30 protein-coding genes are annotated in these 26843 nt (G+C 68.7%); 12 read left to right on the top strand and 18 right to left on the bottom strand.

Going from position 1 to position 26843, the window contains the following annotated elements; translation table 11 throughout:
* Positions 1 to 21: 21 nt before the first annotated feature.
* The 4 genes from QMZ26_RS18680 to QMZ26_RS18665 form a co-directional block, all read right to left on the bottom strand.
* Positions 22 to 1338 carry an ABC transporter permease gene (locus QMZ26_RS18680; protein WP_283222322.1) on the bottom strand — a complete coding sequence of 439 codons (1317 nt, stop codon included), beginning with the start codon at positions 1336 to 1338 and terminating at the stop codon, positions 22 to 24.
* Between the two features lie 12 nt (positions 1339 to 1350).
* Entirely contained in the window at positions 1351 to 2508 is a 1158-nt protein-coding gene (locus QMZ26_RS18675) for an ABC transporter permease (RefSeq protein WP_079224932.1), read from the bottom strand.
* Between the two features lie 14 nt (positions 2509 to 2522).
* Positions 2523 to 3212, bottom strand: coding sequence for an ABC transporter ATP-binding protein (locus tag QMZ26_RS18670; protein ID WP_200732813.1), 690 nt, complete (start codon positions 3210 to 3212; stop codon positions 2523 to 2525).
* A gap of 103 nt (positions 3213 to 3315) precedes the next feature.
* Positions 3316 to 4566, bottom strand: a complete 1251-nt coding sequence (locus QMZ26_RS18665) for an efflux RND transporter periplasmic adaptor subunit (protein WP_283222321.1) — start codon at positions 4564 to 4566, stop codon at positions 3316 to 3318.
* 204 nt (positions 4567 to 4770) lie between these two features.
* Here QMZ26_RS18665 and QMZ26_RS18660 point away from each other — a divergent pair, with 204 nt between their 5' ends.
* From QMZ26_RS18660 to QMZ26_RS18645, 4 genes are read left to right on the top strand one after another with little or no spacing between them, the layout of a single operon-like run.
* The gene (locus tag QMZ26_RS18660) at positions 4771 to 5679 is read left to right on the top strand and encodes an ABC transporter ATP-binding protein (RefSeq protein WP_283222320.1); all 909 of its coding nucleotides are present in this window, start codon (positions 4771 to 4773) and stop codon (positions 5677 to 5679) included.
* Positions 5676 to 6452, top strand: coding sequence for an ABC transporter permease (locus tag QMZ26_RS18655; RefSeq protein WP_283222319.1), 777 nt, complete (start codon positions 5676 to 5678; stop codon positions 6450 to 6452). The genes QMZ26_RS18660 and QMZ26_RS18655 overlap by 4 nt, the downstream gene beginning before the upstream one ends.
* 6 nt (positions 6453 to 6458) lie before the next feature.
* Positions 6459 to 7673: a sensor histidine kinase gene (locus QMZ26_RS18650; RefSeq protein WP_108758404.1), complete on the top strand. Its 1215-nt coding sequence runs from the start codon at positions 6459 to 6461 to the stop codon at positions 7671 to 7673.
* Entirely contained in the window at positions 7670 to 8272 is a 603-nt protein-coding gene (locus QMZ26_RS18645; protein WP_079224937.1) for a response regulator transcription factor, read from the top strand. The genes QMZ26_RS18650 and QMZ26_RS18645 overlap by 4 nt, the downstream gene beginning before the upstream one ends.
* A gap of 495 nt (positions 8273 to 8767) precedes the next feature.
* Here the strand turns inward: QMZ26_RS18645 and QMZ26_RS18640 are convergent, their stop codons facing one another.
* The 9 genes from QMZ26_RS18640 to QMZ26_RS18600 form a co-directional block, all read right to left on the bottom strand.
* Positions 8768 to 9304 (bottom strand): cytochrome b, encoded by a 537-nt coding sequence (locus QMZ26_RS18640; protein ID WP_283222318.1) that lies wholly within the window; start codon positions 9302 to 9304, stop codon positions 8768 to 8770.
* Positions 9301 to 10407, bottom strand: a complete 1107-nt coding sequence (locus QMZ26_RS18635; protein ID WP_108758407.1) for a catalase family peroxidase — start codon at positions 10405 to 10407, stop codon at positions 9301 to 9303. The genes QMZ26_RS18640 and QMZ26_RS18635 overlap by 4 nt, the downstream gene beginning before the upstream one ends.
* A gap of 283 nt (positions 10408 to 10690) precedes the next feature.
* Entirely contained in the window at positions 10691 to 12058 is a 1368-nt protein-coding gene (locus tag QMZ26_RS18630) for a M17 family metallopeptidase (RefSeq protein ID WP_283222317.1), read from the bottom strand.
* A 3-nt stretch (positions 12059 to 12061) separates the two neighbouring features.
* Complete coding sequence (locus tag QMZ26_RS18625) at positions 12062 to 12784, bottom strand: HAD-IA family hydrolase (protein ID WP_283222316.1); 723 nt, start codon at positions 12782 to 12784, stop codon at positions 12062 to 12064.
* A 31-nt stretch (positions 12785 to 12815) separates the two neighbouring features.
* On the bottom strand, positions 12816 to 13922 hold the full coding sequence (locus tag QMZ26_RS18620) for an AI-2E family transporter (protein WP_283222315.1): 1107 nt from the start codon (positions 13920 to 13922) through the stop codon (positions 12816 to 12818).
* Between the two features lie 67 nt (positions 13923 to 13989).
* The gene (locus tag QMZ26_RS18615) at positions 13990 to 14436 is read right to left on the bottom strand and encodes a protein sip-5 (RefSeq protein ID WP_283222314.1); all 447 of its coding nucleotides are present in this window, start codon (positions 14434 to 14436) and stop codon (positions 13990 to 13992) included.
* The gene (locus tag QMZ26_RS18610) at positions 14433 to 14903 is read right to left on the bottom strand and encodes a phage holin family protein (protein WP_200732804.1); all 471 of its coding nucleotides are present in this window, start codon (positions 14901 to 14903) and stop codon (positions 14433 to 14435) included. Before QMZ26_RS18610 ends, QMZ26_RS18615 begins: the two co-directional genes overlap by 4 nt.
* 8 nt (positions 14904 to 14911) lie before the next feature.
* Positions 14912 to 15274, bottom strand: coding sequence for a hypothetical protein (locus QMZ26_RS18605; protein ID WP_079224951.1), 363 nt, complete (start codon positions 15272 to 15274; stop codon positions 14912 to 14914).
* Between the two features lie 101 nt (positions 15275 to 15375).
* Complete coding sequence (locus tag QMZ26_RS18600; protein WP_200732803.1) at positions 15376 to 16809, bottom strand: Do family serine endopeptidase; 1434 nt, start codon at positions 16807 to 16809, stop codon at positions 15376 to 15378.
* 447 nt (positions 16810 to 17256) lie between these two features.
* Between QMZ26_RS18600 and QMZ26_RS18595 the strand changes: the two genes are divergently transcribed.
* Positions 17257 to 18141 (top strand): histone, encoded by an 885-nt coding sequence (locus tag QMZ26_RS18595; protein ID WP_283222313.1) that lies wholly within the window; start codon positions 17257 to 17259, stop codon positions 18139 to 18141.
* Between the two features lie 106 nt (positions 18142 to 18247).
* On the top strand, positions 18248 to 18931 hold the full coding sequence (locus QMZ26_RS18590) for a hypothetical protein (protein ID WP_283222312.1): 684 nt from the start codon (positions 18248 to 18250) through the stop codon (positions 18929 to 18931).
* A gap of 24 nt (positions 18932 to 18955) precedes the next feature.
* Here QMZ26_RS18590 and QMZ26_RS18585 read toward each other — a convergent pair whose 3' ends face one another.
* Positions 18956 to 19315, bottom strand: a complete 360-nt coding sequence (locus QMZ26_RS18585; protein WP_079224958.1) for a DUF1428 domain-containing protein — start codon at positions 19313 to 19315, stop codon at positions 18956 to 18958.
* Positions 19316 to 19601: 286 nt separating this feature from the next.
* On the opposite strand from QMZ26_RS18585, the gene QMZ26_RS18580 reads away from it, so the two are divergent.
* Both QMZ26_RS18580 and QMZ26_RS18575 read left to right on the top strand, forming a co-directional pair.
* On the top strand, positions 19602 to 20174 hold the full coding sequence (locus QMZ26_RS18580) for an Ax21 family protein (RefSeq protein ID WP_079224960.1): 573 nt from the start codon (positions 19602 to 19604) through the stop codon (positions 20172 to 20174).
* A 188-nt stretch (positions 20175 to 20362) separates the two neighbouring features.
* A complete protein-coding gene (locus QMZ26_RS18575) occupies positions 20363 to 21040 on the top strand; it encodes a response regulator transcription factor (RefSeq protein ID WP_283222311.1) in 678 nt (225 codons plus the stop codon).
* Between the two features lie 9 nt (positions 21041 to 21049).
* On the opposite strand, the gene QMZ26_RS18570 is transcribed toward QMZ26_RS18575, so the two are convergent.
* Entirely contained in the window at positions 21050 to 21439 is a 390-nt protein-coding gene (locus tag QMZ26_RS18570) for a DUF6165 family protein (protein ID WP_079224964.1), read from the bottom strand.
* A 171-nt stretch (positions 21440 to 21610) separates the two neighbouring features.
* Here QMZ26_RS18570 and QMZ26_RS18565 point away from each other — a divergent pair, with 171 nt between their 5' ends.
* Entirely contained in the window at positions 21611 to 22309 is a 699-nt protein-coding gene (locus QMZ26_RS18565; RefSeq protein WP_283222310.1) for a TorF family putative porin, read from the top strand.
* On the opposite strand, the gene QMZ26_RS18560 is transcribed toward QMZ26_RS18565, so the two are convergent.
* Positions 22306 to 23454, bottom strand: a complete 1149-nt coding sequence (locus tag QMZ26_RS18560; RefSeq protein WP_234458392.1) for an MFS transporter — start codon at positions 23452 to 23454, stop codon at positions 22306 to 22308. The two genes, QMZ26_RS18565 and QMZ26_RS18560, sit on opposite strands and share 4 nt — an antisense overlap.
* A 158-nt stretch (positions 23455 to 23612) precedes the next feature.
* Here QMZ26_RS18560 and QMZ26_RS18555 point away from each other — a divergent pair, with 158 nt between their 5' ends.
* Positions 23613 to 24500 (top strand): LysR family transcriptional regulator, encoded by an 888-nt coding sequence (locus QMZ26_RS18555; protein ID WP_283222309.1) that lies wholly within the window; start codon positions 23613 to 23615, stop codon positions 24498 to 24500.
* Here the strand turns inward: QMZ26_RS18555 and QMZ26_RS18550 are convergent.
* On the bottom strand, positions 24469 to 24936 hold the full coding sequence (locus QMZ26_RS18550) for a DUF1456 family protein (RefSeq protein ID WP_283222308.1): 468 nt from the start codon (positions 24934 to 24936) through the stop codon (positions 24469 to 24471). The two genes, QMZ26_RS18555 and QMZ26_RS18550, sit on opposite strands and share 32 nt — an antisense overlap.
* 84 nt (positions 24937 to 25020) lie before the next feature.
* Between QMZ26_RS18550 and QMZ26_RS18545 the strand changes: the two genes are divergently transcribed.
* Positions 25021 to 25509, top strand: a complete 489-nt coding sequence (locus QMZ26_RS18545; protein ID WP_283222307.1) for a hypothetical protein — start codon at positions 25021 to 25023, stop codon at positions 25507 to 25509.
* Between the two features lie 91 nt (positions 25510 to 25600).
* Positions 25601 to 26353, top strand: a complete 753-nt coding sequence (locus tag QMZ26_RS18540; RefSeq protein ID WP_283222306.1) for an SDR family NAD(P)-dependent oxidoreductase — start codon at positions 25601 to 25603, stop codon at positions 26351 to 26353.
* A 136-nt stretch (positions 26354 to 26489) separates the two neighbouring features.
* Here the strand turns inward: QMZ26_RS18540 and QMZ26_RS18535 are convergent.
* Positions 26490 to 26843: SPOR domain-containing protein (locus tag QMZ26_RS18535; protein ID WP_283222305.1), on the bottom strand; the 354-nt coding region annotated here is incomplete at its 5' end.

The following is a 26843-nucleotide window of genomic DNA, read 5'->3' as shown; positions in this document are numbered from 1 at the left end:
CCGCACACACGTGTGCGCTGATCAGGTTTCGCGCAACGCCGTGGTGATCGGCAGGCGCGCCGCGCGCAGTGCCGGGAACAGGCCACCGACCAGGCCGATGCCCAGCGCCCACTTCAGCCCATTCCACAGCAGCTCCGGCGACACATGGAACTTGAACACCACCGCGCTGAAATTGCTGCCGATGGTGGACACGCTGTACCCGTTGAACAACAACCAGGCCACGGCGCAGCCGAGCAAGCCACCCAGCAGCGCCAGCAGCATGGTTTCCAGCATCACCGCAGTCACCACCGGCAGGCCGCGGAAGCCGATCGCGCGCATGGTGGCGATCTCGCGTGCACGCGTGGCCACGGCGGCATACATGGTGTTGAGCGCGCCGAATACCGCGCCCACCGCCATGATCGTGCCGATCACCTTGCCGAGGATGTCGATCAGCGTGGTCAGGCCGCCGCCCTGCTTGCTGTAGTAGGCGCGCGTGGTTTCCACGTCCAGCTTCAGGCGCGGGTCGGCAGCTACCGCCGCCTTGAACTGCTCGAAGCCCGCCTTGCCATCCGTGCGCACGCTGATCGACTGCCATGCACTGCGCTGGTAGGTGGTGGCCAGCGTATCGGCGTCGGTCCACAGTTCCGAATCATGCGCATCGCCGGTGGCGAACACACCCACCACGGTCCAGGCCTGGTTGCCCAGGGTCAGCGTCTTGCCCACCTCCAGGTTGCGGAACTGGCCCTGCGCGCCCTGGCCGACCACGATCTCGCGCAGGCCGGTGGCGAACTTGCGGCCCTGCACGATCCTGACCTTGTCATGCACCGCCCACGCCTGTGGGCCGACGCCGCGGAACTGCGCATTGACGTCGGTGCCATCGGCCCGCGACACCAGGTTCACTACCTGCGAGAGTTCCGGCGACAGCAAGGGCCGGCCTTCGCCATCGCGGGTGATGCCGGGCAGGGTGGACAGCGTGGGTACCTGTTCGCGGGTGATGACCGAGTTGGTCTCGGCCTGCGAGCCACCCCGCAGCACGATGGCGGTGGTGTCATCGCCGGTGTTGTTGAGCGTGGCCTGGAAGCCTTCGCCCATCGCCAGCATCGCCACCAGCACGCCGACCACGCCGGCGATGCCGACCACGATCACCGAGGAGGCACCCCAGCGCTGCGGCAGGCTGGCGATGCCGATGCGGGTGGCCGCCAGGGCCAGACGGCCGCTGCGGGTCAGCAGCAGCCACAGCGCCACCAGCACGGCCACGGCCAGCACGCCAAACCATGGCAGGCCGATCCACAGCACCAGGCCCACCGCCAGCAGCAGCACGGTCAGCGCGTTGCCCAGCCACTTCTTGAGCTTGTTCATTGGAAGTCCTCCTCAGCGGCCGGCCAGCGCATCGACGATCTTCAGGCGCTTGGCCCGCAGCGCAGGCAGCAGGCCGACCACGATGCCGATCACCACGATCAGGCCCACGCCCACCAGCCAGGTGGGTGTGGGTACGTGCGGCGGCAGCATGCCCATGCTCTTCGGCGCGATGGCCGGCAGCACCAGCGCGGCCAGGCCCATGCCGATCAGGCCACCGAGGCCGATCAGCAGCACCGACTCGACCATCACCAGCGTCAGCACGGTGCCATCCTTGAAGCCCAGCGTCTTCAGCGTGGCCAGTTCGGGAATGCGCTCGCGCACGGCCTGGGCCATGGTGTTGCCGGTCAACAGCAGCAGGGTGAAGAACACCGCGCCCATGATCGAGGTGACGATCATGCCGATATCCGCGAACTGCTTGACGAAGGCCTGCTGGAACGCCGATTCGGTCTGGGTCTTGGTTTCGTGGTCGGAGTTGGCCGAGATCGCATCGATGGCCTGGGCCACCCGCGAGGCATGGTCGGGGTTGTCCAGGGTGATCGTGTACCAGCTCACCTGGTTCTTGATGTAGTCGTTGGATTCGTCGAAGTACTTCCAGTTCATCATCAACTGGCGTTCTTCGTTGCCCGCCTGCGCGCGGTCCTTGGAACGGAAGATGCCCTTCAGTTCCAGCGGCCAGTCATTGCTGCCGCCGCGCGGGAAAATGGTGGCCTGCAGCGGGATGGTGTCGCCGATCTTCCAGCCGAACTGGTTGGCCAGGCTCTCGCCGACGATGGCACCGGTGCGGGTCTGCTTCCAGTCTTCCAGCTGCGCCGGGTCGATCTGCAGTTCGCGGTAGACATCGAAGTAGTTGGGCGACACCGAGAAGTTCGGGAAGAAGTTCTTCGGGTCCTGGTAGATGCCGCCGAACCACATGCCATAGGCCACGTCGCGCACGCCGTCGACCTGGCGGATCTGCGTTTCCAGGCGGATCGGCAGCGACTGGGTGATCGACAGGCGCGATGCGGTGACCAGGCGGTTGGCACCTTCCACGCTGCCGCCGGAGTTGAATGCCACGCGTACCGAATCGAGCATGCCGAACAGCAGGAACGCGGCGACCACCGAGAGCAGGGTCAGCAGGGTCCGGGTGCGGCTGCGGAACAGCTGCGCCCAGACAAGGGAAAAATATTTCATCGCCGGGGCCTCCGTCAGTGGGCCAGCGGGGCGTCGGCCAGCTCGCCCTTGTCCAGGTGCACCGTGTGGGTGGCGTACTCGGCGGCCTTCGGGTCATGGGTGACCATGATGATGGTCTTGCCGTGTTCGCGGTTGAGCTGCTGCAGCAGGCCCAGGATCTCCTCGGCCGACTGCCGGTCGAGGTCGCCGGTGGGTTCGTCGCAGATCAGGAAGGTCGGGTCGGAGACGATGGCGCGGGCGATCGCCACGCGCTGCTGCTGGCCGCCGGACAGTTCGTTGGGGCGGTGGTTGCGGCGGTCGGCCAGGCCGACCAGGGTCAGCGCGATCTCGGCATTGCGCCTGCGCTGGGCGGCGCTGAGGTGGGTCAGCAGCAGCGGCAGTTCCACGTTCTTCTGCGCGGTCAGCATCGGCATCAGGTTGTAGAACTGGAAGACGAAGCCGACGTGGTGGCTGCGCCAGGTGGACAGCTGGCCGCCGCTCATCTGGTCGATGCGCTCGCCTTCGATGCTGATCTCGCCGCCGCTGGGGTTGTCCAAGCCGCCGATGAGGTTGAGCAGGGTGGTCTTGCCCGACCCGGACGGGCCCATCAGCGCGACGAAGTCGCCGCTGGCGATGTCCAGGTCGATGCCGTGCAGCACCTTCACTTTTTCCGGGCCGCGTTGGTAGGTCTTGGTGATGTTGCGCAGTGAAACCAGGGTCGACATGGGTGGTTCTCCACGGAAGGCGGGAAACGGGGCACTGCGCCTGCGGTAGCCGCAGGCGTGCGTCGAACGGTGCTGCCGGCGGCGCCACGCGGGCGCCTGGCCGTTACTGCGCTTGTTTCTGTTGCACCTTGGCGCCATCGCGCAGGGTCTGCGGTGGGTTGACCACCACCGGTTCACCCGCGCTCACGCCCTTCAGGATCTGGCGGTCCTTGCCCATCGCCTGGCCGGCCTGCACGGCGCGCTGCTGCACGCGGTCGGCATCGCCCAGCACGAAGGCCACGCTGGCACCTTCGCGCTCGACCACCGCCGTGGCCGGCACGCGCACGCCCTGCGGCCTGCTGGCGGCGGCCTGCGGCTGCGCCTGCTCCAGGAAGCTGACCCGCACGCCCATCTCCGGCACGATGCGCGGGTCCTTCACTTTCAGCGCGACGCGCACCTTCACCGTCGCCTTGCCACGGTCGGCGGTGGGAATGATGGCGATCACCTCGCCGGGGATCTTCCATTCCGGGTAGGCATTGAGCGTGGCTTCCACCGGCATCTTCGGCTGCACGCGGCCGATGAAGGCTTCGCCCACTTCCACTTCGATTTCCAGCGAATCCATGTCGACGATGGTGCCGATGCCGGTACGGGTGAAGCCGCCGCCGGCCGACAGCGGCGAGACGATCTCGCCCGGCTGCGCGGCCTTGGCGGTGACCACGCCGGAGAACGGCGCGCGCACGATGTTGTTGTCCACGCCGAGGTCGGCAATGGCGAGCTGGTCGCTGGCCACCTTGACGTTGCGCTGGGCGGTATCCAGCTGTGCACGCACGCTGTCACGCTGGGCCACGGCCTGGTCGTACTGCGAACGCGAGACCAGCTGCTGGCCCACCAGTGCCTGCAGGCGGCTGGCTTCGGCGGCGGCCTGGCGCTGCTGCGCCTGCAGGCCGGCCACCTGCGCACGCGCGGCCTGCACCTGCGACGCGGACAGGCTGCGCTGTGCATCGGCATCGATCGGGTCCAGCGTGGCCATGATCTGGCCGGCCTCCACCCGCATGCCTTCCTCGATCATCACCTCGCGCACCTTGCCGGTGATCTTGGCCGACACCGTGGCCATGCGCCGGGCCACCACGTAGCCACTGGCGTCGAGCACCGAACTGCTGGCACTGCCCTGCTGGATCGCCACCGCCGGTGCGGTCTCGACCTCAGGCGCCGGCTCGCGGCCGAACAGCAGGAAGGCGCCGCCGGCCAGCAGCAGCACGATGACGACCAGGGCGATCCACAGCCAGCGGCGGCCGCCCGGGCCATCCCCGGAGGACGGCGGCGGGTTCTTGCGGTCGATGCGGAGTTCCTTCAACAGCTCGGCAGAAGCGTTCATTGCGTTCCATCACAGGCGATCGGGCGGGTATGGCCGGAAGGGCGACAGCGGCGGTTCCGGTGGGCAAGCGTGCAGCACAGCATGCAGGTGGGACGGGGCGGGATGGCAGTGACAGCTGTCACCCGATGGAGCTGACGGCGGCCACTGCGAAACGTGACCGGCGCGGCACAGGATGGCAACGTCCCCGCTACCGGTACCGCACCGATGGATCCGACCGCAGCTCCCACTACGGCCCAGCTGGCCCGCCTGCACCAGGTGCAGGTGCATTACGCCGGCCATGCCGCACTGCAGGGTATCGACCTGCAGGTGCGTGCCGGCCAGGTCCTGGCCCTGCTGGGCCGCAACGGTGCTGGCAAGAGTACCGCGATCAGCGTGCTGCTGGGCCTGCGCCGCGCCGATGCTGGGCAGGTTGAACTGCTCGGTGGCGATCCGCAGCAGCGCGCCAGCCGCCTGGGGCTGGGCGTGATGCTGCAGAGCACCAGCCTGCCGCCGATGCTGCAGGTGGATGAACTGGTGGCACAGGCCAGCGCCTGCTATGCCGCGCCGATGCCGTTGGCGGAGGTGCTGCAGCGCACCGGACTGCAGGATCTGGCCCGCCGTCGCTATGGGCAGCTGTCCGGTGGCCAGCAGCGCACGGTGCAGTTCGCCATCGCGCTGTGCGGCCGCCCGCGCGTGCTGTTCCTGGATGAGCCCACCACCGGCCTGGACATCCAGGCGCGGCAGGTGATGTGGCAGGCGATCCGGCAGCTGGTGGCCGAAGGCTGCGGCGTGCTGCTGACCACCCATTACCTGGAGGAAGCCGAAGCACTGGCACAGCAGGTGGTGGTGCTGGAACAGGGCCGCGTGCTGGCCGATGCGCCGCTGGCCGAACTGCGCCTGGCCGACCGGCCGCGCCGCATCCGCTGCCGCAGCAGCCTGGCGGTGGAGGACGTGCAGCGCTGGCCGGGCGTGCAGCAGGTGCAGCGCGATGGCGCGCACCTGCACCTGTTGGCCAGCCCGGCCGAACCGGTGGTGGCCCGCCTGCTGGCCGCCGATGCGCAGCTGCAGGAACTGGAAGTACAGGGCGCGGCGCTGGCCGACGCCTTCCTCGACATGACCCGGGAGGCTGCATGAACACCGTGACCCGTTCCCTCGCTGCGCCGCGCCTGTCCGTGCGTGCCGTCCTGCGCCCCTACATCGCCGAGCTGCAGGCCGAACTGCGCCGGGCTTGGCGCACGCCGGCCTTCGCCGTGCCCTCGCTGCTGTTCCCGGTGCTGTTCTACCTGTTGTTCGGCGTGCTGCTGGGGCGTGGCCATGCGCCGCTGTACCTGCTGGCCACCTACTGTGTGTTCGGCGCGATGGCACCGGCCCTGTTCGGCTTCGGCGTGCAGTTGGCGCTGGACCGCGAGGGTGGCCTGCTGACCCTGAAGCGCGCGCTGCCGATGCCGGCCGCAGCGCCCCTGCTGGCGCGGCTGGCGATGGCGGTGCTGTTTGCGCTGCTGGTGGCCGGGCTGCTGGTCACCGTGGCCTGCACCCTGGGCGGCGTGCATCTGCAGGCGCAGCAGATCCTGCAGCTGCTGGCGGTGGCGGCACTGGCAGCGCTGCCGCTGGGCGCCATCGGCCTGCTGATCGGCAGCCATGCCAGTGCCAGCGCGGCACCGGCGATGGTCAACCTGGTGTACCTGCCGCTGGCCCTGCTGTCGGGGCTGTGGCTGCCGCTGTCGGCGCTGCCGAAGCTGTTTTCCACGATGGCACCGCTGTGGCCGACCTGGCACCTGGCCCAGCTGGCACTGCCCGTGGTGGGGCAGCCGGCGGTGGGCAGCATCGCCGGGCATCTGCTGGTGCTGCTGGGCGTGACTGTGGCGGCGCTGCTGCTGGCGCGCCGTCGCCTGCGCCGGGTCGGCTGAACTGGCATGATCGGCAGCGAACGTTCCCGCCTGGATCCGCCCGTGCCATCGAACCGGCTTGCGTCGCTGCTGCGCCCCGCGCCGGATTCGGCCGTGGCCGACCTGCTGCGGCGGGGCAAATCGCCGTGGAGCGGTGCGATCCACCTGCTCTGGTCGGTGTGGATCTTCCTTACCCCCGCGCTGGGCAACGGCTTCACCCTGCGCTGGCTGTTCCTCACCCTGGCCAGCTATCCGCTGTTCCTGCTGCTGTATGCGCGGGTGATGCTGGCGCCGCGCCACCACGGCCCGCGCTATGCGCTGGCGATGGTCGCGCTGTCGCTGGTGCTGCTGCCCTGGTATCCGTCCGGCCTGAGCTACTTCGTGTTCGGCTGCGTGATGATGCGCATGAGCGGGCGCAGTGGCTGGTGGATGTACCTGCTGCAGCTGACCGCACTGAACATCGTGTTCTGTGCCGCCGCGCTGTACTTCGGCTACCCGTGGCAGGCGCTGGTGTGGATGCCGGCGGTGTCCTTCATCGTCGGCCTGGTGGTGAACGTGGAGGCGTTGAGCCAGCAGCGCGACGTGGCCCTGCAGCTGTCGCAGGAGGAAGTGCGGCGGCTGGCGACCACGGCCGAGCGCGAGCGCATCGGCCGCGACCTGCACGATCTGCTGGGCCACACGCTGTCGCTGATCACGTTGAAGCTGGAACTGGCGCGCAAGCTGTACGACCGCGATGACGCGCGTGCGCGGCAGGAGATCGGCGAGGCCGAGGCCATTGCCCGCGAAGCGCTGGCGCAGGTGCGCAGCGCGGTTACCGGCATCCGCGCCAGCGATCTGGCCGGCGAGCTGGCCTCGGCGCGGCTGCTGCTGGAATGCCAGCAGGTGCACCTGCACTACACGGTGCCGCCGCCGATGCCGGTGGAGGTGGAGCGCGGCCTGGCGCTGGTGCTGCGCGAGGCGGCCACCAACATCGTGCGCCATGCGCAGGCGACCCAGGCACGGGTGGAGTTCATGCAGGAAGGACGGCAGCTGGTGATGCAGATACGCGATGACGGACGCGGTGGCCTGCAGGCCGAGGGCAACGGCATGTGCGGCATGCGCGAGCGCGTGGCCGCGCTGGGCGGCCAGTTGCAGGTGCAGTCGGGCAAGGGCGAGGGCACGCTGTTGACCCTGCGCGTGCCGCTGGCGGCGGCCACCACGCCGGTCCCGCCGGCGTCGCTGGCACAGGGCGGTGCGGCATGATCCGCATCCTGCTGGCCGAGGACCAGGCGATGGTGCGCGGCGCGCTGTCGGCGCTGCTGGGCCTGGAACCGGACATCGAGGTGCTCGGCAGCGCTGCCGATGGCGAGGCGGCCTGGCGCATGCTGCAGCAGCTGCAGCCGGACATCCTGGTGACCGACATCGAGATGCCCGGCCTGACCGGCCTGGAGCTGGCCCAGCGCATTGCCCGCCACGAACTGCCGATCAAGGTGGTCATCGTCACCACCTTCGCCCGCGCCGGTTTCCTGCGCCGCGCGCTGGAAGCGGGGGTGCTGGGCTACCTGTTGAAGGACGCCCCGGCGGAGAACCTGGCCGACGCGCTGCGCAAGGTGCAGCAGGGCATCCGTGCGATCGACCCGCAGCTGGCGATGGACGCGTGGTCGCAGGCCGACCCGCTGACCGACCGCGAGCGGCGCGTGCTGCGCCTGGCCGGTGAGGGCCGCACGGCCAGCGAGATCGCCGAGCAGCTGGGGCTGTCGCACGGCACGGTGCGCAATTACCTGTCCGAATGCATCGGCAAGCTGGGCGTGGCCAACCGCATCGAGGCGTACCGGCTGGCCCGGCAGAAGGGCTGGCTGTAGAGCCGAGCCCACGCTCGGCTGCGGTTCGTCGCTGCGCGCCGCCGCCCGAGCAGGGGCTCGGGCGCTACCGGATGCCGGCTTTGCTCAATCCTTTCCACGCGCCATCGCCTGGAACACGCCCAGCACATACGCTTGTAGAGCCGAGCCCACGCTCGGCTGCGGTTCGTCGCTGCGCGCCGCCGCCCGAGCAGGGGCTCGGGCGCTACCGGATGCCGGCTTTGCTCAATCCTTTCCACGCGCCATCGCCTGGAACACGCCCAACACGTACTGTTGTAGAGCCGAGCCCACGCTCGGTTGCTGTTCGTCGCTGCGCGCCGCCGCCCGAGCATGGGCTCGGGCGCTACCGATTCGCGTCGCTCAATCCTTCCCGCGCGCCATCGCCTGGAACACGCCCAACACGTACTGTTGTAGAGCCGAGCCCACGCTCGGCTGCTGTTCGTCGCTGCGCGCCGCCGCCCGAGCATGGGCTCGGGCGCTACCGGATGCCGGCTTTGCTCAATCCTTTCCGCGCGCCATCGCCTGGAACACGCCATCGCGGCGCACCCACAGGTGGAACAGCGCCGCGCCCACGTGCATCAGCACCGTGGCGAACAACACATACGCCAGCAGGCTGTGCGCGTTGCGCAGGGCCGCATACAGCGCCGGGGTGTGCGGCACGATCGGCGGCAGGTGCACGCCGCCCCACAGGGTGATCGGGTAGCCGCCGGCCGACAGCATCGCCCAGCCGATCAGCGGCATCGCCAGCATCAGCCCGTACAGTATCCAGTGCGAAGCCTTGGCCGCCAGCGCTTGCCACACCGGCAGGTCGGCCGGCAGCGGCGGCGGGCGGTGGCGCAGGCGGTTGTACAGGCGCAGCAGCACCAGCACGAGGATGGCGATGCCCAGCGGGCGGTGCAGGTCGATCAGCATCGGCCGCAGGTGCAGCGAGGCGACCATGGTGACGCCGACGAACAGCATGGCCAGGATCATCACCGCCATGGTCCAGTGCAGGATGCGCGCGAGCAGGTTGAAGTGGCCGTTGCCGGTGTTCATCGTGCGGCCTCCTTCTTCGGTTGTTCGACGTTGCCGGCGGCGCGTTCGCGTTCGCGGCGGTTGAAGGACTGCGAGTACACGGCCGAGCGCGCGGCCAGGATCGGGTCGTCACTGCCGCGCACGCCGCTGGGCAGGATCAACGGGTCGAAGTTGATCTGGCCGCAGGCGCCTTCCTCCTGCGATTGCATGCGGTCCAGGCTGAGCACGCCGGCCACCACCTGGTCGCGCGTGTCCGGCCACGGCGTGGACGGATCGTCGATGGCATCGCCGGGCGCGGCGGTGCTGACCACCAGGTTCCACTGCACCGGCCCCTTGGCCAGGCGCTGCTGCAGTTCCTGGCTGAGGAAATCGACGCTGGCCTGCTTGCGCGTGTCCGCATCCATCTCCACCACCGGTGCCAGCGGCTGCCAGCGCCAGCGCACCGCGCGCTTCTGTCCCTGCGCGTTGGTGAACCAGAAACTGTTGACGCTGTTGTAGGTGGTGTCGGCCCAGCTGCTGGTCCACGGCGCAGTCTTCGCCCATTGCTGGAAGGCCTGCGCGCTGGGGTACCTGGCCAGCACGGCCGCCATCTTCTGCGGGTCGGGCTTGCCGGTGGCCGGGTCGGGGATGGAAGCGCGGGTCTGCTCGTAGAACGCCTCGGCGTCGGGCACCGCGAAGAACGGGAAGCTGTTCATCGCCATCCGCCATTCCTGGCCATCGTCGCTGACCATCTGCACGGCCATGCTGCGCACGCGGGCGGTGTTGTCGGCGCCGTACGGGTCGCCGCCACCGATCGACAGGCGGCCCATCACCGGCACGCGGGCCTGCGAGAACACCCGCGCGCTGGACAGGGTGGGTGCCTGCGCGCTGGGTTCGAACCAGCCGCTTACGCAGATGCCCTTGCTGTGCGCGCGGCGGAAGCCCGGGTGGGCCGGGCCGGTGGCTTCGATGGTGTCGGTGAAGCGCTGCGCGGTGAGGCGGTTGCCGATCCAGCCGGCCAGCCAGGCGAAGGCCAGCGCGACGCCGCCCAGGATCAAGGCGATCAGGGCGATCCAGGGCAACGGGGAATGGGCGCGCGGTGCGCCGGGCGTCTGGCCGGCGCGGGTGTAGCGGAAGAGCGACATGGTCGGGTTCCTGCCTTCACGGATCGTGTGGGTGGTCGACCCGCACATCCTCGCAGAACCCGGCCGGGGCCGAAATTCAATTTTTCGTCAGATTTGCCAGCCCCGGCCCCGGCCCCGGCCCCGGCAGCGGTAGAGTCGACCGTTGGTCGACTGCTCTCCGACCGGCCCTGGAAAATCCCGCGCTGCGCGCGATAGTCGACTGACAGTCGACTCTACCGTGGAGCGCGTGCCGCCGCCCCGCCGCCTCACCGGCCAGGCCGGTGGGGCAGGGGAGCGCGCAGGCTCAGGCGTACCGCGCCTTCAGCATCGCCCAGGCCGAACGCAGGGCCAGGGCCTCGCCACCGGCCGGACGGCCCGGGCGTTCGCCGTCGTTCCAGGCGTACACGTCCAGGTGCGCCCAGCGCTGGTCATTCTCCAGGAAGCGTTCCAGGTAAAGCGCGGCGGTCACCGAGCCGGCCATGCGCGAGCCGGCATTGGCCAGGTCGGCCACGCCGCTGCTCAGGTAACGCAGGTACGGGCGCCACAGCGGCATGCGCCACACCGGGTCGCGGGTTTCATCGCCGGCCTGCAGCCACTGCTGGGCCACCGTGTCGTCATTGCTGAACAGCGCCGGCAGGTCCGGGCCCAGGGCAATGCGCGCCGCACCGGTGAGGGTGGCGAAATCCAGCACCAGGTCGGGCTTCTGCTCGCCGGCGAAGGTCAGTGCGTCGCACAGGACCAGGCGGCCTTCGGCGTCGGTGTTGTCGATCTCGATGCTCAGGCCCTTGCGCGTGGCGATGATCTCGCCCGGACGGAAGGCATCGGGGCCGATTGCATTTTCCACCGCCGAAATCAGCAGGGTCAGGCGCACCGGCAGCTTCTGGGCCATCACCAGCCCGGCCAGGGCCAGTGCGTGGGCGGCGCCGCCCATGTCCTTCTTCATGTTGCGCATGCCGTCGGCCGGCTTGATGTCCAGGCCGCCGGTGTCGAAGCAGACGCCCTTGCCGACCAGCGCCAGCGCCGGGTCGCTGTCCTTGCCCCAGCGCAGCACGATCAGGCGCGGCGCACGGTGCGAGGCACGGCCCACCGCATGGATGGCCGGGAAGTTCTGCTTCAGCAGTTCATCGCCGGTGATCGCTTCGACCTGCGCGCCATGGGTGTCGGCCAGCGCACGCGCGGCGTCTTCCAGCTGCTGCGGGCCCATGTCTTCGGTCGGGGTGTTGACCCAGTCGCGCACGCGCAGGCTGGCGGCGATCAGGTCGGCCACTTCCGCGCCGGGGCTGGCCAGCAGCTGCGCCGGCGCACGGTTGCGCTTGCGGTAGCGGTCGAAGCGGTAGCTGCCCAGGCCCCAGCCCAGCTGCAGCAGCGCCTGTTCGGCGGCCGGCAGTTCGGTGGCCAGCTGCCACACGCTGCCTTCGGGCAGGGCGTGCGGGGCATGTGCATAGGCGTAGGCATCGGCGCGGTCGCCCACCCCGATCACCGCACCGGCCAGGCCGTTCTCGCCGGGCAGCAGGGCCACGCTGTGGGCGCCGGCGGTGAAGCCCTGTGCGTCCAGCCATGCCTGCTGGGCGGCCGGCTGGGCGGCCTTCCAGCGGGCGAACTGGTCGCGGTCCAGCACGTGCAGCGGCAGTGCGGCGGTGGCAGTGGCGGTGAAGCCGGTGATCTCGCTCATGCGTCAGTTACTCCGGTGTTCGTCGGCGGCATCAAGGTTGGCGTCCAACCAGTCGGCCAGGCCGGTAAGGGTGTCGAACTGCAGGTCCGGCTGCAGCTGCGGATGGGTCCAGGTGGCGGCGTCGCGGTTGATCCAGCAACCGCGCAGGCCAGCGGCGATCGCCCCGGCCACGTCCATCTCGACATGGTCGCCCACGTGCAGCACCTGCGCCGGGGCCACGCCCAGGCGCTGGCAGGCGGCATGGAAGATGCTGGCCTCCGGCTTGGCCGCGCCGTGTTCGCGCGCGCCCAGCTGGAAGGCGAAAAGATGCGACAGGCCGATCCGCTCCAGGTCGGCGTTGCCGTTGCTCAGTGCTGCCACCGGCACCCGCGCGGCGATGCGCGCCAGCGCCTCCAGCGCGTCGGGGTAGCATTCGACCTGGTTGCGTGCGGCATAGAACACTTCGTAGGCCGGCTCCAGCAGGTCCAGGCTGGCGCCGCTGTTCTGCAGCGCCTCCTGGATCGTCAGCCGGCGCAGTGCGCTCAGGTCGAAGTGCAGGTGCGGGTTGTCGCGGAAGGAGCGCTCGCGCAGTTCGCGCATCGCCGCCACCGGGTACATGGCAGCGGTGGCGGGGCTGTGCTCGCACATCCATTCGTGCAGGACCACGTCGATGCGGGTGCCGATCGGCGCGAACGGCCACAGCGTGTCGTCGAGGTCGAGGGTGATGGCTTGGACTGGAAATTTCACCCGGCCATTCTACGCCTGCCCGCCGGGGCTTTCATTCCAGCAGCCGCGCCCAGCCCTGCATGCCTTCCAGGCGGGCCAGCACCAGCTTGATGCAGACCAGCAGCGGCACCGACAGCAGCAGGCCGACCATGCCCCAGGCCCAGCCGAACACCATCAGGGCCAGGATCAGCACCAGCGGCGAGAGCTTCATCTGCCGGCCCAGCACGATCGGGGTCACCAGCTGCCCTTCCAGCGTATGCAGGCCCAGGTAGGCCGCGGCCGGCAGCAGGGCCTGCAGCGGGTCGCGGAACTCGACGAAGCCCATCAGCAGCATCATCGCCACGCCGATCAGCGGGCCCACGTACGGCGCGAAGTTCAGCAGCGCGGCCACCGTGCCCCACAGCAGCGCCTCCTGCAGGCCGATGCCCAGCAGCATCAGCACGCCGGCAAACACCAGGCCCACCAGCGTGTTGATGACGCTGATGGTGAGCACGTAGCGCGAGACCTCGCGTTCGATCGAGCGCAGGATGTCCGTGGTGAACCGTTGTTGCTGGCGGTTGGGGAACAGTGCGATGGCCGCGCGCTGCAGGCTCTCGCCATAGATCATGAAGAACAGGGTGAGCAGCACCACCGCCAGCACCGATGCGGCGAGCTTGGGCGCCCGGGTCAACATGCGGTAGGGGTCGTCCAGCTGGGTGCGGATGACCTGGATCCTGCGGTTGCTCTCGCCACCGGCCGCGCGCGCGAAGTTCTCCGCCGCCAGGTTGGCCTGCTGCACCGGCTTGGTCAGGTCCTGCACCTGGCGGGCGACCTTGCGCAGCTGCTGCGGTGCTTCCTGCGCCCAGTCCATCGCCGGTCCGATCAGCTGCACGCCCAGCGAGGCGGTCACGCCCAGGCCGGTGCCGAGGATCAGCAGCGCACCGATCGCGCGCGGGATCCACAGCCGGCGCAGGAAACGCAGGATCGGGTTGCCCACCAGCGCAAAGAACATGGCCAGCAGCACCGGCAGGATGATGTCCTGCGCGGCCCACAGGGTGAAGGCCACGGCGAGGGTGGCCAGCACCACCAGCGACATCGGCCCGCGTGGGCGCGACGGCGGCGGCAGGGGCGCCGCGTTGTCCGGTCGGGGTGCCGCAGGGGACAGCAGGGACTCGCTCATCGACGCACCAACCGGGAAGGGAGGCCCATTATCAGCCCGCCGCGATCAACGCGGCGGGTGTGTCGAGTCAACGCTCGGAGACGTCGGTGGCCGCTTCGGCCGGCTGTGGTTCGCGCAGTTCCGCTTCGGGCGTGGCAGCCGCGCGCGGGGCAGGGCGGGCTGCGGCCTGCGGGGCCATCTGCTCGGCCGCCTCATCGGCCTGGTCGGCGGCTTCATCAGCCGTATCGGCCGCGTGTGCGGCCATCGCGGCGGCAAACGCCGCCTGGCCACTGGCAAACAGGTTCGATACCGAGCCGATCATCTGCAGCCAGCGTGCGCCGTTCACCTTGCCCGGTACTTCCAGCTTGCCGGCCAGGAAACCGCCGGCCAGGCCGACGGTGATGATGCGCAGCGGCGACCAGCCCTGCCGCCAGACCTGGCTGAGTACGGTCCAGTTGTCTTCGGTTTCGGCCATGCGCACGGCCATCACCTGTTCGCAGCGCTTCACCCGCCGCTGCAGCGCGCCGAACTTCATGGCTTGCCCTCCGGAATCTGCACCTCGGCATCGGGGTCGTCTTCGCTGGGTTCGTCGAACAGGCCCAGCTTCGACAACTGGCGCCGCGTGGCATGCATGCCGGTGTGGTGGAAGAAGTAGGAAACCCGCCAGATCGCATAGCCGGTCACGGCCAGGCTCAGCAGCGAGGTGATCAGCAGGGCCTGCAGCCAGCTCAAGCCCCAGCTCTGCAGCAGGGCGATGAGGGTGGCGGCCATCAGCAGCCAGGCCGAGGCCCCGAAGACGATGCCCACCCCGGCCCAGGCCAGGGCGCGGCCGAATGCGCTGCGGGCCAGGGCGAAGTCGGCCGAAGCCAACCGCCGCAGCGAGCGCAGCGAATTCCTGGCCGAATCGGCGGCGGCCTTACCTGCCGCGCCGACCTGGCGGATGCTCTCGTCCAGCGGCGGGGTCGCCGCCGGATCGGGTGCTTGCGTGGTCTCTTCGCTCACGCCGCAGCTTACTTGTCGCTGCTGCTGGCCAGCTTGGCGATCAGCCAGCCAGCGGCGAAGGCCACGCCGAACGACGCCAGCGGACGCTCGCGGATCAGCTCGGCGGCGCTGTCGACCAGGTCCTTGCCCTTGTCCATCAGTGCGTCGACCTGTTCCTTGGCAGCGGCACCGCCGAATTCGGCAGCGGCCAGGCCGGACAGCGCGCTGTCGGACAGTTCGGCCTTGACGTTGGCCTTGCCGATGCGCAGTTCGTCACCGGCGGCGCCGGTTGCACCCTTGATCGCACCGCCGGCAGCGGTGGCGGCCTGCTTCAGGTGGGAACCGGCTTCACCCAGGTGTTCCTTCAGGTTCTCGGTATTGGTGGGGCTCATCGAATCACTCCTGTTGCGATGGGGGGACGAACGAAGGGTTCGGCCGATAGGGCGTACAGCAATAGCATCGGCCGGGTATAGGGGGTGTTACGGCGGGGCGATCAGCGCATCACCAGCTGGCCCTGCTGCTGGCCATTGTTGCGCAGGATGCGCAGCACCAGGTTGGCCGGGCGCTGCTGGAAGTTGGCACGCCAGCTGGCCAGGTCGGCGAATTCGCCCACCGTGGCCTCGGCGATGATGTCGCCCTGCTGCAGGCCGTTGCTGGCCGCGCGGCTGCCGCGCTTGACCTCGCTGACCAGCACGCCGCCCACGCCGGACTGGCGCAGCGACTCGGGCAGGTCGGTGAAGGTGGCGCCGGTCAGGCGCGGGTCCAGGCTTTCGCCGGTGACCGATCGTGCCTGTTCCTTCAGCGTGGCCTTGATCTGCACCGCTTTGCCTTCGCGGCGCACGTCCAGCGCCAGCACGCTGCCGACGGCGGCCAGGCCTTCGACGTTGTGCAGCGCTTCGGCGCTGTCCACGCGCTGGCCATTGGCCGACACCACCACGTCGCCCGGCTTCAGCCCGGCTGCAGCGGCAGCCGAACCGGCCAGCACGCGGGTGATCAGCGCGCCACGCGTTTCACCCAGGCCCAGGCCCTGGGCGATCTGCGCGCTCAGGTTCTGTGCTTCCACGCCCAGGGTGCCGCGCACCACCACGCCGTGCTTGACCAGCTGGTCGACCACGCTGCGCGCCAGGTTGGACGGGATGGCCAGGCCCAGGCCGATGTTGCCGGCCATGCTGCCCTGCGGGTTGAAGCTGGCCGTGTTGATGCCGACCAGCTGGCCCTGCAGGTTGACCAGCGCGCCACCGGAATTGCCCGGGTTGATCGACGCATCGGTCTGGATGAAGTTCTGGTAGCCCAGGCCGCGGATGCCGGTGCGGCCCACCGCCGAGACAATGCCCGAGGTCACCGTCTGGCTGAAACCGAACGGGTTGCCGATGGCCACCACGAAGTCGCCCACCCGCAGCTGGTCGCTGTTGCCCAGCTTGATGTCGGTGAGGTTCTGCGCCGGGATGCGGATCAGGGCGATGTCGGTGTCGCGGTCCGAACCGAGGAATTCGGCCTTCACCGTGCGCCCATCGGCCAGGGTCACCTGCACGTCGTCGGCGTTGTCGATGACGTGGTGGTTGGTCAGCACCAGGCCCTCGCTGGCATCGATGATGACGCCCGAACCGAGCGATTCGTTGATGCGTTCCTGCGGCACGTCCGGGAACAGGCGGCGGAAGAACGGGTCGTTGAAGAACGGATTGCGCACCCGCACCACCTGCTTGGTGTTGACGCTGACCACCGCCGGCATGGCCTTTTCCAGCATCGGCGCCAGCGACGGTACCGCCTGCCCGGCAACCGCGGCCGGCAACGCGGCACTGGTCGTCAGCGCGGCGGGAAGCGGCGCGGCATCGGCGCGGTTGTCCAGGTGGGCGTTGATGCCGGTGGCGACGAAGCCGCCGAAGGCAGCCGCGATTGCGAGCGTGAGCAGGGTGGGAAGCGGTCGCATGGGAGTCGGTTCGCTGGCGGTGGAGTGGGGCCGTAGGGCTATACGGTAGAACAAGCTGAATGAGTGTGTCGCGATCCGGATAAATGGCCCATGAAAAAAGCCTGGCTCGCGACGCGCATATCGACCCTGCAGGCGTGCCTCCGCCGCGTGCCGACACGTTCCGATACTTGCGCAGTTCGGCGCATCCTGGCGTTGCCATGGCGCTTGCCGCGCATCTCTTGCACGGGCCATGCAGCGCCATGGGCGGGATGCCCGTGCACACGCGGGCATCATCGCGTAGCACTTAAATAAAGGGGTTTTCTGAATGAAGGTCGGCCTGGCACTGGCTGTCGCTTACACCAGGGCCGTCGCATCCGATGCGATTGGATATGTGCGCCCCGTTCCACGATGGACAATGTCGGTATAGCATCGCCCCGTTTTGACAATCCAGGCCCCCAGGAGGGCAACATGAGCAACGGTAATGGTGTGTCGGTCGTGACCGACGCCGTCGAGAACGTTAAAGAAACCGCCGCCAACGTTGGCGAGACCATCGCCCACGCCGCCGAAGACGCCGTGAAGTCGGTCAAGAAGACCGTCAAGCGCGCCACCAAGGCTGCCGGTACCCGCGTTGCCAAGGCCAAGAAGGCTGTGGCCAAGGTCGAGAAGACCGTTGCCAAGAAGGCTGACAAGGCTGCCAAGTCGGTCGGCAAGACCGTCGCCAAGGCCAAGCAGAAGCTGGAAGCCGCCAAGAAGAACGCCAAGGCCGAAGCCGCTGCCCTGAAGAAGGAAGTGGCCAAGAAGAAGGCTGCTGCCGGCAAGGCCGTGACCAAGAAGGCCGCTGCGGCCAAGAAGACCACCAAGGCCGCCACCAAGGCTGCCGGCAAGAAGGTCGCCACCGTGAAGAAGGCCGCCACCAAGAAGGCTGCCGTCGCCAAGAAGACCGTTGCCAAGAAGACCGCGGCCGCCAAGAAGGTTGTCGGCAAGAAGGTCGCTACCGCCAAGAAGGCTGTGGCCAAGAAGGCTGTGGCCAAGAAGACCGTCGCCGCCAAGAAGGTTGTCGGCAAGAAGACCGCCGTTGCCAAGAAGGTCGCCACCAAGAAGACCGCCGCTGCCAAGAAGGTCGTCGGCAAGAAGGTTGCCGCCACCAGGAAGGTTGCCACCAAGAAGACCGCTGCTGCCAAGAAGGTTGTCGGCAAGAAGGTCGCCGTCGCCAAGAAGGCCGTCGCCAAGAAGGCTGCGCCGCTGAAGAAGGTTGCCGCCAAGAAGGCTCCGGCCAAGAAGGTCGTCGCCAAGAAGGCCGCTGCCAAGAAGGCCCCGGCCAAGGCCGGTCGCAAGGTCGCCAAGCGCAAGTAATCGCGCGGTGACAGAAGGCCCTTCCGCCCCCAGGCGGGAGGGCCTTTCGCATTCCAGGGGCAGGCTTTGCGGCAAGATGCGGGTTCTTCCCGCTGGAGCCCCGGGCATGCGCGGTATCGATTTCAGTTCCTGGCAGGGCGTACTGTCCACCCTGGCCGGCCTGGTCCTCATCACCCTGCTGGGCGTGGGCATCCGCCTGCTGGTGATGCAGACCCTGCAGCAGCGCCGCGAGCGCGAGAACCGGCAGATCAACGAACGCCTGCGCACGCTGATGGCGGCCTACAAGACCCTGGGCGGTTCCTTCACCGGCGAACTGGGCGTGGACCCCACCCATCGCCGTGACCTGCGCCAGCGCGAAGAAGCCGAAGGCATCGCTGAGCCACGCTCGGACCGCGCCCGGCGCATCCGCGATGCGGTCGAAGCCGCCCTGTCCGACATCCTGCTGCTGGGCACCGACGAACAGGTGCGCCTGGCCGCGCGTGCCGCCGAGGAACTGGCACAGGGCCGGCCGGTGCACACCCACGAACTGGTGATATCGCTGCGCGACTTCGTGCGCGAGGCACTCGATCTGGCGCCCATCCCGAGCGATCTGCGCATTCCACCGCAGGGGCCCACCCGGCCCGGTGGCAGTGGCGGTGGCAGCGGCAAGGGGCGCAACGACGGCGATGCCAAGGGCGGCCGCGGCGGTGGTGGTGGCATGGGCGGCGGCATGGGTGGCATGGGCCTGGGTGCCGGCGCCGCGCTGGGCGCCGGCCATGCGGCCGGAACTGATGACACGGACGCGCGCTGAGCACGCGCGCCCGGCCATCGGTGCTCAGGCGGTCAGTTCGTAGATCGGGATGAAGCCACCGTAGATCATCCGCGCACCATCGAAGGGCATCGGGTTCTTCGCCGGATCCAGCCGCGGGTCTTCCATCATCTTCTGCATGCCGGCATCGCGGGTGGCCTTGTCCGGCCACTCGATCCAGGAGAACACCACTGTTTCCTCCGGCGTGGCCTTCACCGCACCGAAGAAATCGGTGGTCTTGCCGTGTGGCACATCATCGCCCCAGCACTCGACCACGCGCAGCGCGCCGTACTCGATGAACACCACGTCGCCGCTGCGCGCGTGGGCGAGGAATTTTTCCTTGTTGGCGGTGGGCACCGCCAGGACGAAACCATCGATGTAACTCATCGCTTGCCTCCGAGGTGGGCCGTGCCACATGCACGGCCTTCAATGACCCGACGAACCAGCGTGGGGGAAATCGACAACGGTGCTGGCAACACGCGGCAATCACGCCAGAGCTGCGTTCGCGACCGCGCGCGTATGCCTGAAAGAGCCTGAATCAAGGCAAAAAATTCAGCAATGCGAAGGTCGCTGTTTTCAGGGAGCGTTGTGGCGAATAACGGAGAATTTACATTCCCGATGCGATGGCGCCCTGGCGCTGCTGCACAACATAAGAAAGTAAAGGTGTACCCCCATGAAGAATTCGCTGATTGCCCTGGCGCTGGCCGCTGCCCTGCCGTTCACTGCCTCGGCCGCCGAGAACCTGTCCTACAACTACGCTGAAGCCGACTACGCCAAGACCGACGTCGACGGCATCAAGGCCGACGGTTGGGGCGTCAAGGGTTCCTATGGCTTCCTGCCGAACTTCCATGCCTTCGGTGAATACAGCCGCCAGGAAATCGACCACACCAACCTGAAGGTTGACCAGTGGAAGATCGGTGCCGGCTACAACGTTGAAATCGCCCCGTCGAGCGACTTCGTTGCCCGCGTTGCCTACCAGAAGTTCGACCCGAAGCACGGCCTGGACTTCAACGGCTACAGCGCTGAAGCCGGTATCCGCACCGCCTTCGGCCCGCACGCCGAAGTCTACGGCCTGGTCGGTTACGAAGATTATTCGAAGAAGCACGGCGTCAATCCGGAAGGCCAGTGGTACGGCCGCCTGGGTGGCCAGGTCAAGCTGAACCAGAATTGGGGCCTGAACGGCGAGCTGAAGATGAACCGCCACGGCGACAAGGAATACACCGTCGGCCCGCGCTTCAGCTGGTAATCGCACCACGGCGCGCCTGCGCGCTGGATGTGCATCGACAGGCCCGGCATTGCCGGGCCTGTTGCGTTCTGGCGAACCGGAATGAAAGGTGACCGTTGAACGGCTTGCCTGTTGCATTGCAATAAATTGGATTCCGCTGCTGGCGGCGCGCACCTACGGTGTGGGTGCTGTGCAACAGGACCGCCGCAATGCTACCTGCGCTACCTCCCTTGCTTTCCGATCAGCCGCGTCGCCTGGCGCTGCTGGACCCGCATCCGGTGCTGCGGCTGGGCGTGGAAGTGTTGTTGAGCCAGCACAGCGGCGTGCTGGTCTGCGCCAGTCATGCCGACCCGGCACGGCTGCTGGCACAGCTGCAGCGAGACCCGCAGTCACTGGACCTGCTGGTGGTGGATGCGTTCGCGCTGGGCGATCGAGGCGATGGCCTGGCCCTGCTGCGCGAGCTGGACCAGTGCTACCCGCACCTGCCCGTGCTGGTGCTGTCGGCCCACTGCAATGCCAGCACGGTGGCCACGGCCATGCAGGCCGGTGCGCGCGGCTTCATCTCCAAGGCTTCCTCGCCGGACGTGCTGCTGCGCGCGTTGGACACGCTCTCGCGGGGCGGCCGCTTCGTGCCGCCGGAGCTGCACAGGCAGCTCAACCGATCGCGCACGCAGCGTGCGGCCGCGCTGGCGCTCACGCCTCTCAGCCCGCGCGAACGCGAAGTGCTGCGGCTGGTACTGCAGGGCTGCAGCACCGGCGAAGTGGCACGGCGCTTCCAGCGTTCGGCCAGCACCATCAGCACGCAGAAGAAGACGGCCTACCAGAAGCTGGGCATCCGCAGCGATGGCGAGCTGTTCCGCATCCGCCACCTGCTGGACGCCAGTTGAAGCGCAGGCTTACTCGCCCTGGTACTGCTTCTCTTCCACCAGCGCCGAGCCGGCGACGCGGTTGATCTCGTTCTTCACCACGATGCGTTCGCCATTGGTGCCGTAGACGCCGCGGGCCAGCTGGATGAACGCATCATCGAACACCTGCGCTGCTTCCTTGTCACGCAGCTGGTCCTGGATGTCCCACATGCGTTCGTTGATGGCCTTGAGCTGGGTGCGCAGCGCGCCCAGCGCCGGCTGCGCCTGCAGCTGCTGCTGCAGCAACGGCAGCAGGCCGTCCAGCTCGGTGCGTACGTTGGCCAGCTTGGCGGCATCGTCGATGCGCTCGGCCTTGATCTCGAGAATGGTGATCTTGTCGATCAGCTCGCCGATCGATACCGGGGTCAGGATGGCGTCCACGCGGTTGGTTCCTGGAAACAGGGGGCCATGATACCCCGGCTGTTGCCGGCGCCCGGTCGCTTTACGGTGAATTTGCGCGTTGGGCGTGGCTGCGCCATCGATCCGTTACGGCGCTGCCGCCGACACTGCCGTCCCGGCGGCGCGACCGCCTTCGACGAGGAACACCACGCAGTGGACAGCAAGGGGATGAGCGCGGCCGTGGCCGCACTGGTGGCCGGCCTGCTCGGCATCGGCAGCGCGCAGGCGCAGGTGCAGGCCAGCGGCAACATGGCGGTGACCAGCGATTACGTGTGGCGCGGCAGCTCGCAGACCGGCGGCGACCCGGCGGTGCAGGCCGGGGCGAAGCTCGCTCTGCCTTCAGGCCTGTATGCCAGCGTGTGGGGATCGAACGTGTCGTTCACCCCGGACAGCGGCGCGCGCAGTGAATTCGATCTGGTGGCCGGCTGGTCCGGCGCGGTGGCGCAGGACTGGACCCTGGATGCCAATCTCACCCGCTACCTCTACCCGGGCACCGGCCGTGCACTGGACTGGACCGAACTGGGCGCCACGCTCGGCTGGAAGCAGCGGGCCTGGTTGCAGCTGGCCCATTCCAGCGATGCGCTGGCCGGTGGCCATCGCGGCACCTATGCGCAGCTGGGGGCACGCCTGCCGTTGAACGAACGCTTCCGCCTGGAAGCGGCCGTCGGCCACTACTGGCTGGCCGACGCACAGGGCCCGGACTACCTGCATGGCCAGCTCAGCGCCATCGCCACCCTGGCACCGGCGTGGGAACTGCGGGCCACCGTGCATGACACCGACAATGCCGCGCGCCGGCTGTTCCCCGGCAATGCCGGCGGGCGCTGGGAGCTGGCCCTGCAGGGCAGCTTCTAGCGGGCGATGGCCGCCTGGCGCGCACGCCACGCGCCGGGCAGCCACAGCAGCAGGGCCAGCACGGCCACTGCGGCACCGGCCACGCATACACCGGCCCAGCCGAAGTGCTGGTAGACCTGCGCCGACAGCAGCGAACCCAGCGAACCGCCGATGAAATAGCCGGTCATGTAGCCGGCGTTGAGGCGGTTGCGTGCTTCCGGCTGCAGCGCATAGATCAGGTTCTGGTTGCTGACATGCAGCAGCTGCGCGGCCAGGTCCAGCACCACCACGCCCGCCAGAAGCGCCAGCAGCGAGTGCGCCGACAGGCCCAGCGGCAGCCACGACAGCAGCAGCATCAGCAGCGCGATGGCGGTGGCGCGGCCGGTCTGGCCGCGGTCGGACATGCGCCCGGCCAGCCCCGCTGCCAGCGTGCCGGCGGCACCGACCAGGCCGAACAGGCCGATGGTGGCGTCGCTGTATTCGTAGGGCGGCTGTGCCAGCAGGAAGGCCAGCGGCGTCCAGAAGATGGCGAACATGGCGAAGCTGCAGGCACCGAGCAGGGTGCGCTGGCGCAGTACCGGTTCCTGCACGAACAGGGTGCCGATCGAACGCAGCAGGGCGAAGTAGCCCAGGCCGGCGCTGTGGTGGAAGCGCGGCAGCCCGCGCTGCAGGGCCAGTGCGGTCAGCACCAGCACGGCGGCGGCGATGGCATAGACCAGGCGCCAGTCGCCCAGGCTGGACAGCAGGCCGGCCACGGTACGCGCCAGCAGGATGCCCAGCAGCAGCCCGCTCATCAGCGTGCCGACCACCCTGCCGCGATGTTCCGGTGCGGCCAGGGTGGCGGCGAACGGCACCAGCACCTGCGCCACCACCGAGAACAGGCCGGTGATGGCCGTGCCCACCAGCAGCCAGGCCAGCGACGGCGCACAGGCACTGATGACCAGCCCGGTGGCCGAGAGCAGGCTCATCACCACGATCAGCCGCCGCCGCTCGAACAGGTCGCCCAGCGGCACCAGCAGGATCAGGCCGGCGGCGTAACTCAGCTGGGCGGCCGTCACCACCATCCCGATCTGGCCGAACGGCACGCCGAAGGCATCGGCAATGGTGTGCAGCAGCGGCTGCGCGTAGTAGTTGCTGGCGACCGCCACGCCGGTGGCCACCGACATCAGCAGTACCTGCCAGCGGTGCAGGGGAGGGAGGGACGGGCTCACGGGGCATTCCAGAACGTGGGGAGCACAGTGTCCTCCTGCTGCATTGATGATGGAAATGAATCATCATCATCCTTGGCATCTGGAAACCAGATGATGATGCGGGGCGGCACGCCGTGAACCTCAAGCAGCTTGAATTCGCCGTGGCCCTGGCCGAGGAGGGCAACTTCACCCGTGCCGCCGCGCGCTGCCACGTGGTGCAGTCGGCGCTGAGCCACCAGATCGCGCATCTGGAAGCAGAACTGGGGACGCCGCTGTTCGAGCGGCTGCCGCGCCAGGTGCGGGTCACCCCGGCCGGCGAGGCGCTGCTGGTGCATGCGCGGCAGGTGCAGGCCAGCCTGCGCCACCTGCGCGCCGATGTCGCCGCGGTGACCGGCACGGTACGCGGCACGCTGGCGATCGGGCAGATTTCCTCGCTCACCGACATCGACGTGGTGGCCATCCTCGCCACCTTCCGCGAGGCCTACCCGCAGGTGGAATTCCAGCTGCGCGTGGACAAGAGCGAAACCCTGATCGCGCAGGTGCAGGCGCGCGAACTGGATGTCGCCCTGGTCGGTCTGGCACCGTCGGCCAGCCTGGATGGCGTCTGCCACCAGATGCTGCAGGAAGAGGACCTGGTGGCGGTGGTGGCGCCGACGCACCGGCTGGCCGGGCAGGCGCGGTTGCCGCTGGCCCTGCTGCAGGACGAGGCGCTGGTGGATTTCGCGCGCGGGACCGGCGCGCGCCGGCAGACCGACGATGCGTTCGCCGCGGCCGGCCTGCCGCACCCGGTGCGTTTCGAGGTCAACCAGATGGAGCTGATCGAGCGCTTCGTCCGCCATGGCCTGGCGGTGGGCATCGTGCCGGTGCTGATCGCGCAGGGGTTTGAAGGGGTGGTGCGGATACCGCTGCAGCCCACCCCGACCCGGCGCGTGCACCTGGCCTGGCAACGCCTGCCCACGCCGGCGGCGCGGGCCTTCGTCGATGCCGTGCTCAGCCGCGAACGCGCAGGCTCAGGCCCTTGAGGAAGTTGCGCAGCATCTGGTCCAGGCAACGCCGGTAGTTGGTATGGCCGGGCTGGCGGAACAGCGCGCCGAGCTCGGATTTGGACACCTTGAAGCCGACGCTGGCGAAGATCTCCATCAGGTCCACGTCGCGCAGCTGGAAGGCCACGCGCAGTTTCTTCAGCACCAGGTTGTTGTCGATGCGGGTTTCCACCGCGCGCAGCGGCTGGCTCTCGTCGCGGCCCCGCAGGTGCACGATCAGGCCATCCAGGAAGTGCGCCAGCGCGCCATCGTTCATCGGTTCGAAGCCCGCCTCGTCGTCGCGCCGCAGCCAGGCCTTCACCTGCTCGGCATCGACCACGAAGGCCGGGTCGGCCATCTGGCACAGGGTCACCACGTGGTGGTCGCCCAGGTCCAGCGCGTAGCGCACGCTGCGCAGTACATCGTTGTTGATCATGGCCCATTGTACCGGCCTGGCGCGTGTCACCGGACTGTCATCCCGTCGTAGCAAAGTGTGCGCACTTCCGCTGAGACTTCGCCGATGCGCCGGTTCCTCCTGTCCGCCCTGCTGGTCGCCAGCAGCTTCGCCGCCACCGCCCAGGACCGCTTCGTGCCGGTCGAACAGCGCCTCACCGCAGCCCAGCTGGCCGAAGTGGGGCTGAGCCCGGCACAGCTGCAGGCGCTGAACCGGGTGATGCGCGAGGCGGAAACCGCAGCGCCGGCCCCCGCAGCCCTGGCCACCCGACCGGCGGCGCCCCTGCCGGCAAACGTTCCGGCCCCGGCCGCCATGCACCTGGGCCTGGAAGAAGGCCCGGTCACGGCGCGGGTGGTGGGCGATGTCGCCGGCTGGGAACCCGGCACCGTCTTCACCCTCGACAATGGCCAGCAGTGGCAGGTGATGAAGGGCCAGATGAAGCTGCGAAAGACCCTGCAGGCACCGCAGATCGAAGTGATCCCGGGCATCGCCGGGCGCTGGTTCCTGCAGGTGGACGAAGACCTGCCCAAGGCACGCGTGTTCCGCCTGCGCTGATCCCGGGCTGGGCACCCCGGCCTGATCCGGCAACGCAGGCATCGGTCGACGGTGCCAGAATGGGGGTCTGGTTCCCCACGGAGTTGTCTGCATGACCCGCACCGTCCTGATTACCGGCGCCACCTCCGGGTTCGGCGCCGCCGCCGTCCATCGCTTCGCCCAGGCTGGGTGGAAGGTGATCGCCACCGGCCGCCGTGGCGAACGCCTGCAGCCGCTGGTCGACCGCTATGGCAAGGACGTGGTGCACGCTGCCGTGTTCGATGTGCGTGACCCGGTGGCGATGGAAGCCGCCTTGCTGGCGCTGCCGCCGGCCTTCGGCGATATCGACCTGCTGGTGAACAACGCCGGCCTGGCCCAGGGCACGGCGCCGGCGCAGAACGCCAAGCTGTCGGACTGGACCACCATGATCGACACCAACATCACCGCCCTGGTGACCCTGACCCACCGCCTGCTGCCGCTGCTGGTCGAGCGCAAGGGCGCGATCATCAACATTTCATCGGTGGCCGGCGTATACCCGTACCCGGGCGGCAACGCCTACGGCGGCACCAAGGCCTTCGTCAGCCAGTTCTCGCTGGGGCTGCGCTCGGACCTGCACGGCACCGGCGTGCGCGTGACCACGATCGAGCCGGGCATGGCCGAGACCGAATTCACCGTGGTCCGCACCCATGGCGACCAGGCCGCCTCGAACAAGCTGTATACCGGCGCCAACCCGATGACCGCCGAGGACATCGCCGAGCAGATCTTCTGGGTGGCATCCCTGCCGGCGCACCTGAACATCAATCGCCTGGAACTGATGCCGGTCAGCCAGTCGTTCGCCGGCTTCCAGGTCGCCCGCGAAGGCTGACCGCCGTCGTATCGCTTCTTGTAGAGCCGAGCCCACGCTCGGCTGCCGTTGAATGCAGCCGAGCATGGGCTCGGCTCTACCGAAGCAAAAAAAAGCCGGGCAATGCCCGGCTTTCTTCATGCGGTCCCGCAGAACGTCACTGCGCCTTGATCGCCATCGCCTGCAGCCCGGTGCCATCCAGCTTCTGCTTGGCTTCGGACAGCTCGCCGGCGCTGCCGTAGGGCCCCATGCGCACGCGGTACACGGTCTTGCCGTTGATCTGCGCCGATTCCACCCGTGCCGCCAGGCCCATCATCGCCAGCTTGGCCTTGGTCGCTTCGGCATCGCCGGACGCCCCGAAGGCGCCGGCCTGCAGGATGTAGCGCGCGTTGTCGGCGGCTGCGGCCGGTGCGGCAGCGGCCGCCTGCGCGTCCTCTGCACGTGCGGCCGGCGTGGTCGCAGCGGTGCTGGTGCTGGCCGGTGCCGCCGCCGATGCCGACGGCGTGGCCGG

This window comes from Stenotrophomonas sp. PFBMAA-4, from assembly GCF_030053215.1.
GTDB lineage: Bacteria > Pseudomonadota > Gammaproteobacteria > Xanthomonadales > Xanthomonadaceae > Stenotrophomonas.
Note: the sequence above shows the minus strand (reverse complement) of the source record. Positions and strands in the feature narration are given on the sequence as shown.

What these genes read in the sequence shown, in the direction of transcription:
- QMZ26_RS18680 (WP_283222322.1), bottom strand. Translation starts at nt 1,338, where the DNA reads ATGAACAAGCTCAAGAAGTGGCTGGGCAACGCGCTGACCGTGCTGCTG.
- QMZ26_RS18675 (WP_079224932.1), bottom strand. Translation starts at nt 2,508, where the DNA reads ATGAAATATTTTTCCCTTGTCTGGGCGCAGCTGTTCCGCAGCCGCACC.
- QMZ26_RS18670 (WP_200732813.1), bottom strand. Translation starts at nt 3,212, where the DNA reads ATGTCGACCCTGGTTTCACTGCGCAACATCACCAAGACCTACCAACGC.
- QMZ26_RS18665 (WP_283222321.1), bottom strand. Translation starts at nt 4,566, where the DNA reads ATGAACGCTTCTGCCGAGCTGTTGAAGGAACTCCGCATCGACCGCAAG.
- QMZ26_RS18660 (WP_283222320.1), top strand. Translation starts at nt 4,771, where the DNA reads ATGGATCCGACCGCAGCTCCCACTACGGCCCAGCTGGCCCGCCTGCAC.
- QMZ26_RS18655 (WP_283222319.1), top strand. Translation starts at nt 5,676, where the DNA reads ATGAACACCGTGACCCGTTCCCTCGCTGCGCCGCGCCTGTCCGTGCGT.
- QMZ26_RS18650 (WP_108758404.1), top strand. Translation starts at nt 6,459, where the DNA reads ATGATCGGCAGCGAACGTTCCCGCCTGGATCCGCCCGTGCCATCGAAC.
- QMZ26_RS18645 (WP_079224937.1), top strand. Translation starts at nt 7,670, where the DNA reads ATGATCCGCATCCTGCTGGCCGAGGACCAGGCGATGGTGCGCGGCGCG.
- QMZ26_RS18640 (WP_283222318.1), bottom strand. Translation starts at nt 9,304, where the DNA reads ATGAACACCGGCAACGGCCACTTCAACCTGCTCGCGCGCATCCTGCAC.
- QMZ26_RS18635 (WP_108758407.1), bottom strand. Translation starts at nt 10,407, where the DNA reads ATGTCGCTCTTCCGCTACACCCGCGCCGGCCAGACGCCCGGCGCACCG.
- QMZ26_RS18630 (WP_283222317.1), bottom strand. Translation starts at nt 12,058, where the DNA reads ATGAGCGAGATCACCGGCTTCACCGCCACTGCCACCGCCGCACTGCCG.
- QMZ26_RS18620 (WP_283222315.1), bottom strand. Translation starts at nt 13,922, where the DNA reads ATGAGCGAGTCCCTGCTGTCCCCTGCGGCACCCCGACCGGACAACGCG.
- QMZ26_RS18615 (WP_283222314.1), bottom strand. Translation starts at nt 14,436, where the DNA reads ATGAAGTTCGGCGCGCTGCAGCGGCGGGTGAAGCGCTGCGAACAGGTG.
- QMZ26_RS18605 (WP_079224951.1), bottom strand. Translation starts at nt 15,274, where the DNA reads ATGAGCCCCACCAATACCGAGAACCTGAAGGAACACCTGGGTGAAGCC.
- QMZ26_RS18600 (WP_200732803.1), bottom strand. Translation starts at nt 16,809, where the DNA reads ATGCGACCGCTTCCCACCCTGCTCACGCTCGCAATCGCGGCTGCCTTC.
- QMZ26_RS18595 (WP_283222313.1), top strand. Translation starts at nt 17,257, where the DNA reads ATGAGCAACGGTAATGGTGTGTCGGTCGTGACCGACGCCGTCGAGAAC.
- QMZ26_RS18590 (WP_283222312.1), top strand. Translation starts at nt 18,248, where the DNA reads ATGCGCGGTATCGATTTCAGTTCCTGGCAGGGCGTACTGTCCACCCTG.
- QMZ26_RS18585 (WP_079224958.1), bottom strand. Translation starts at nt 19,315, where the DNA reads ATGAGTTACATCGATGGTTTCGTCCTGGCGGTGCCCACCGCCAACAAG.
- QMZ26_RS18580 (WP_079224960.1), top strand. Translation starts at nt 19,602, where the DNA reads ATGAAGAATTCGCTGATTGCCCTGGCGCTGGCCGCTGCCCTGCCGTTC.
- QMZ26_RS18575 (WP_283222311.1), top strand. Translation starts at nt 20,363, where the DNA reads ATGCTACCTGCGCTACCTCCCTTGCTTTCCGATCAGCCGCGTCGCCTG.
- QMZ26_RS18560 (WP_234458392.1), bottom strand. Translation starts at nt 23,454, where the DNA reads ATGTCGGTGGCCACCGGCGTGGCGGTCGCCAGCAACTACTACGCGCAG.
- QMZ26_RS18550 (WP_283222308.1), bottom strand. Translation starts at nt 24,936, where the DNA reads ATGATCAACAACGATGTACTGCGCAGCGTGCGCTACGCGCTGGACCTG.
- QMZ26_RS18545 (WP_283222307.1), top strand. Translation starts at nt 25,021, where the DNA reads ATGCGCCGGTTCCTCCTGTCCGCCCTGCTGGTCGCCAGCAGCTTCGCC.
- QMZ26_RS18540 (WP_283222306.1), top strand. Translation starts at nt 25,601, where the DNA reads ATGACCCGCACCGTCCTGATTACCGGCGCCACCTCCGGGTTCGGCGCC.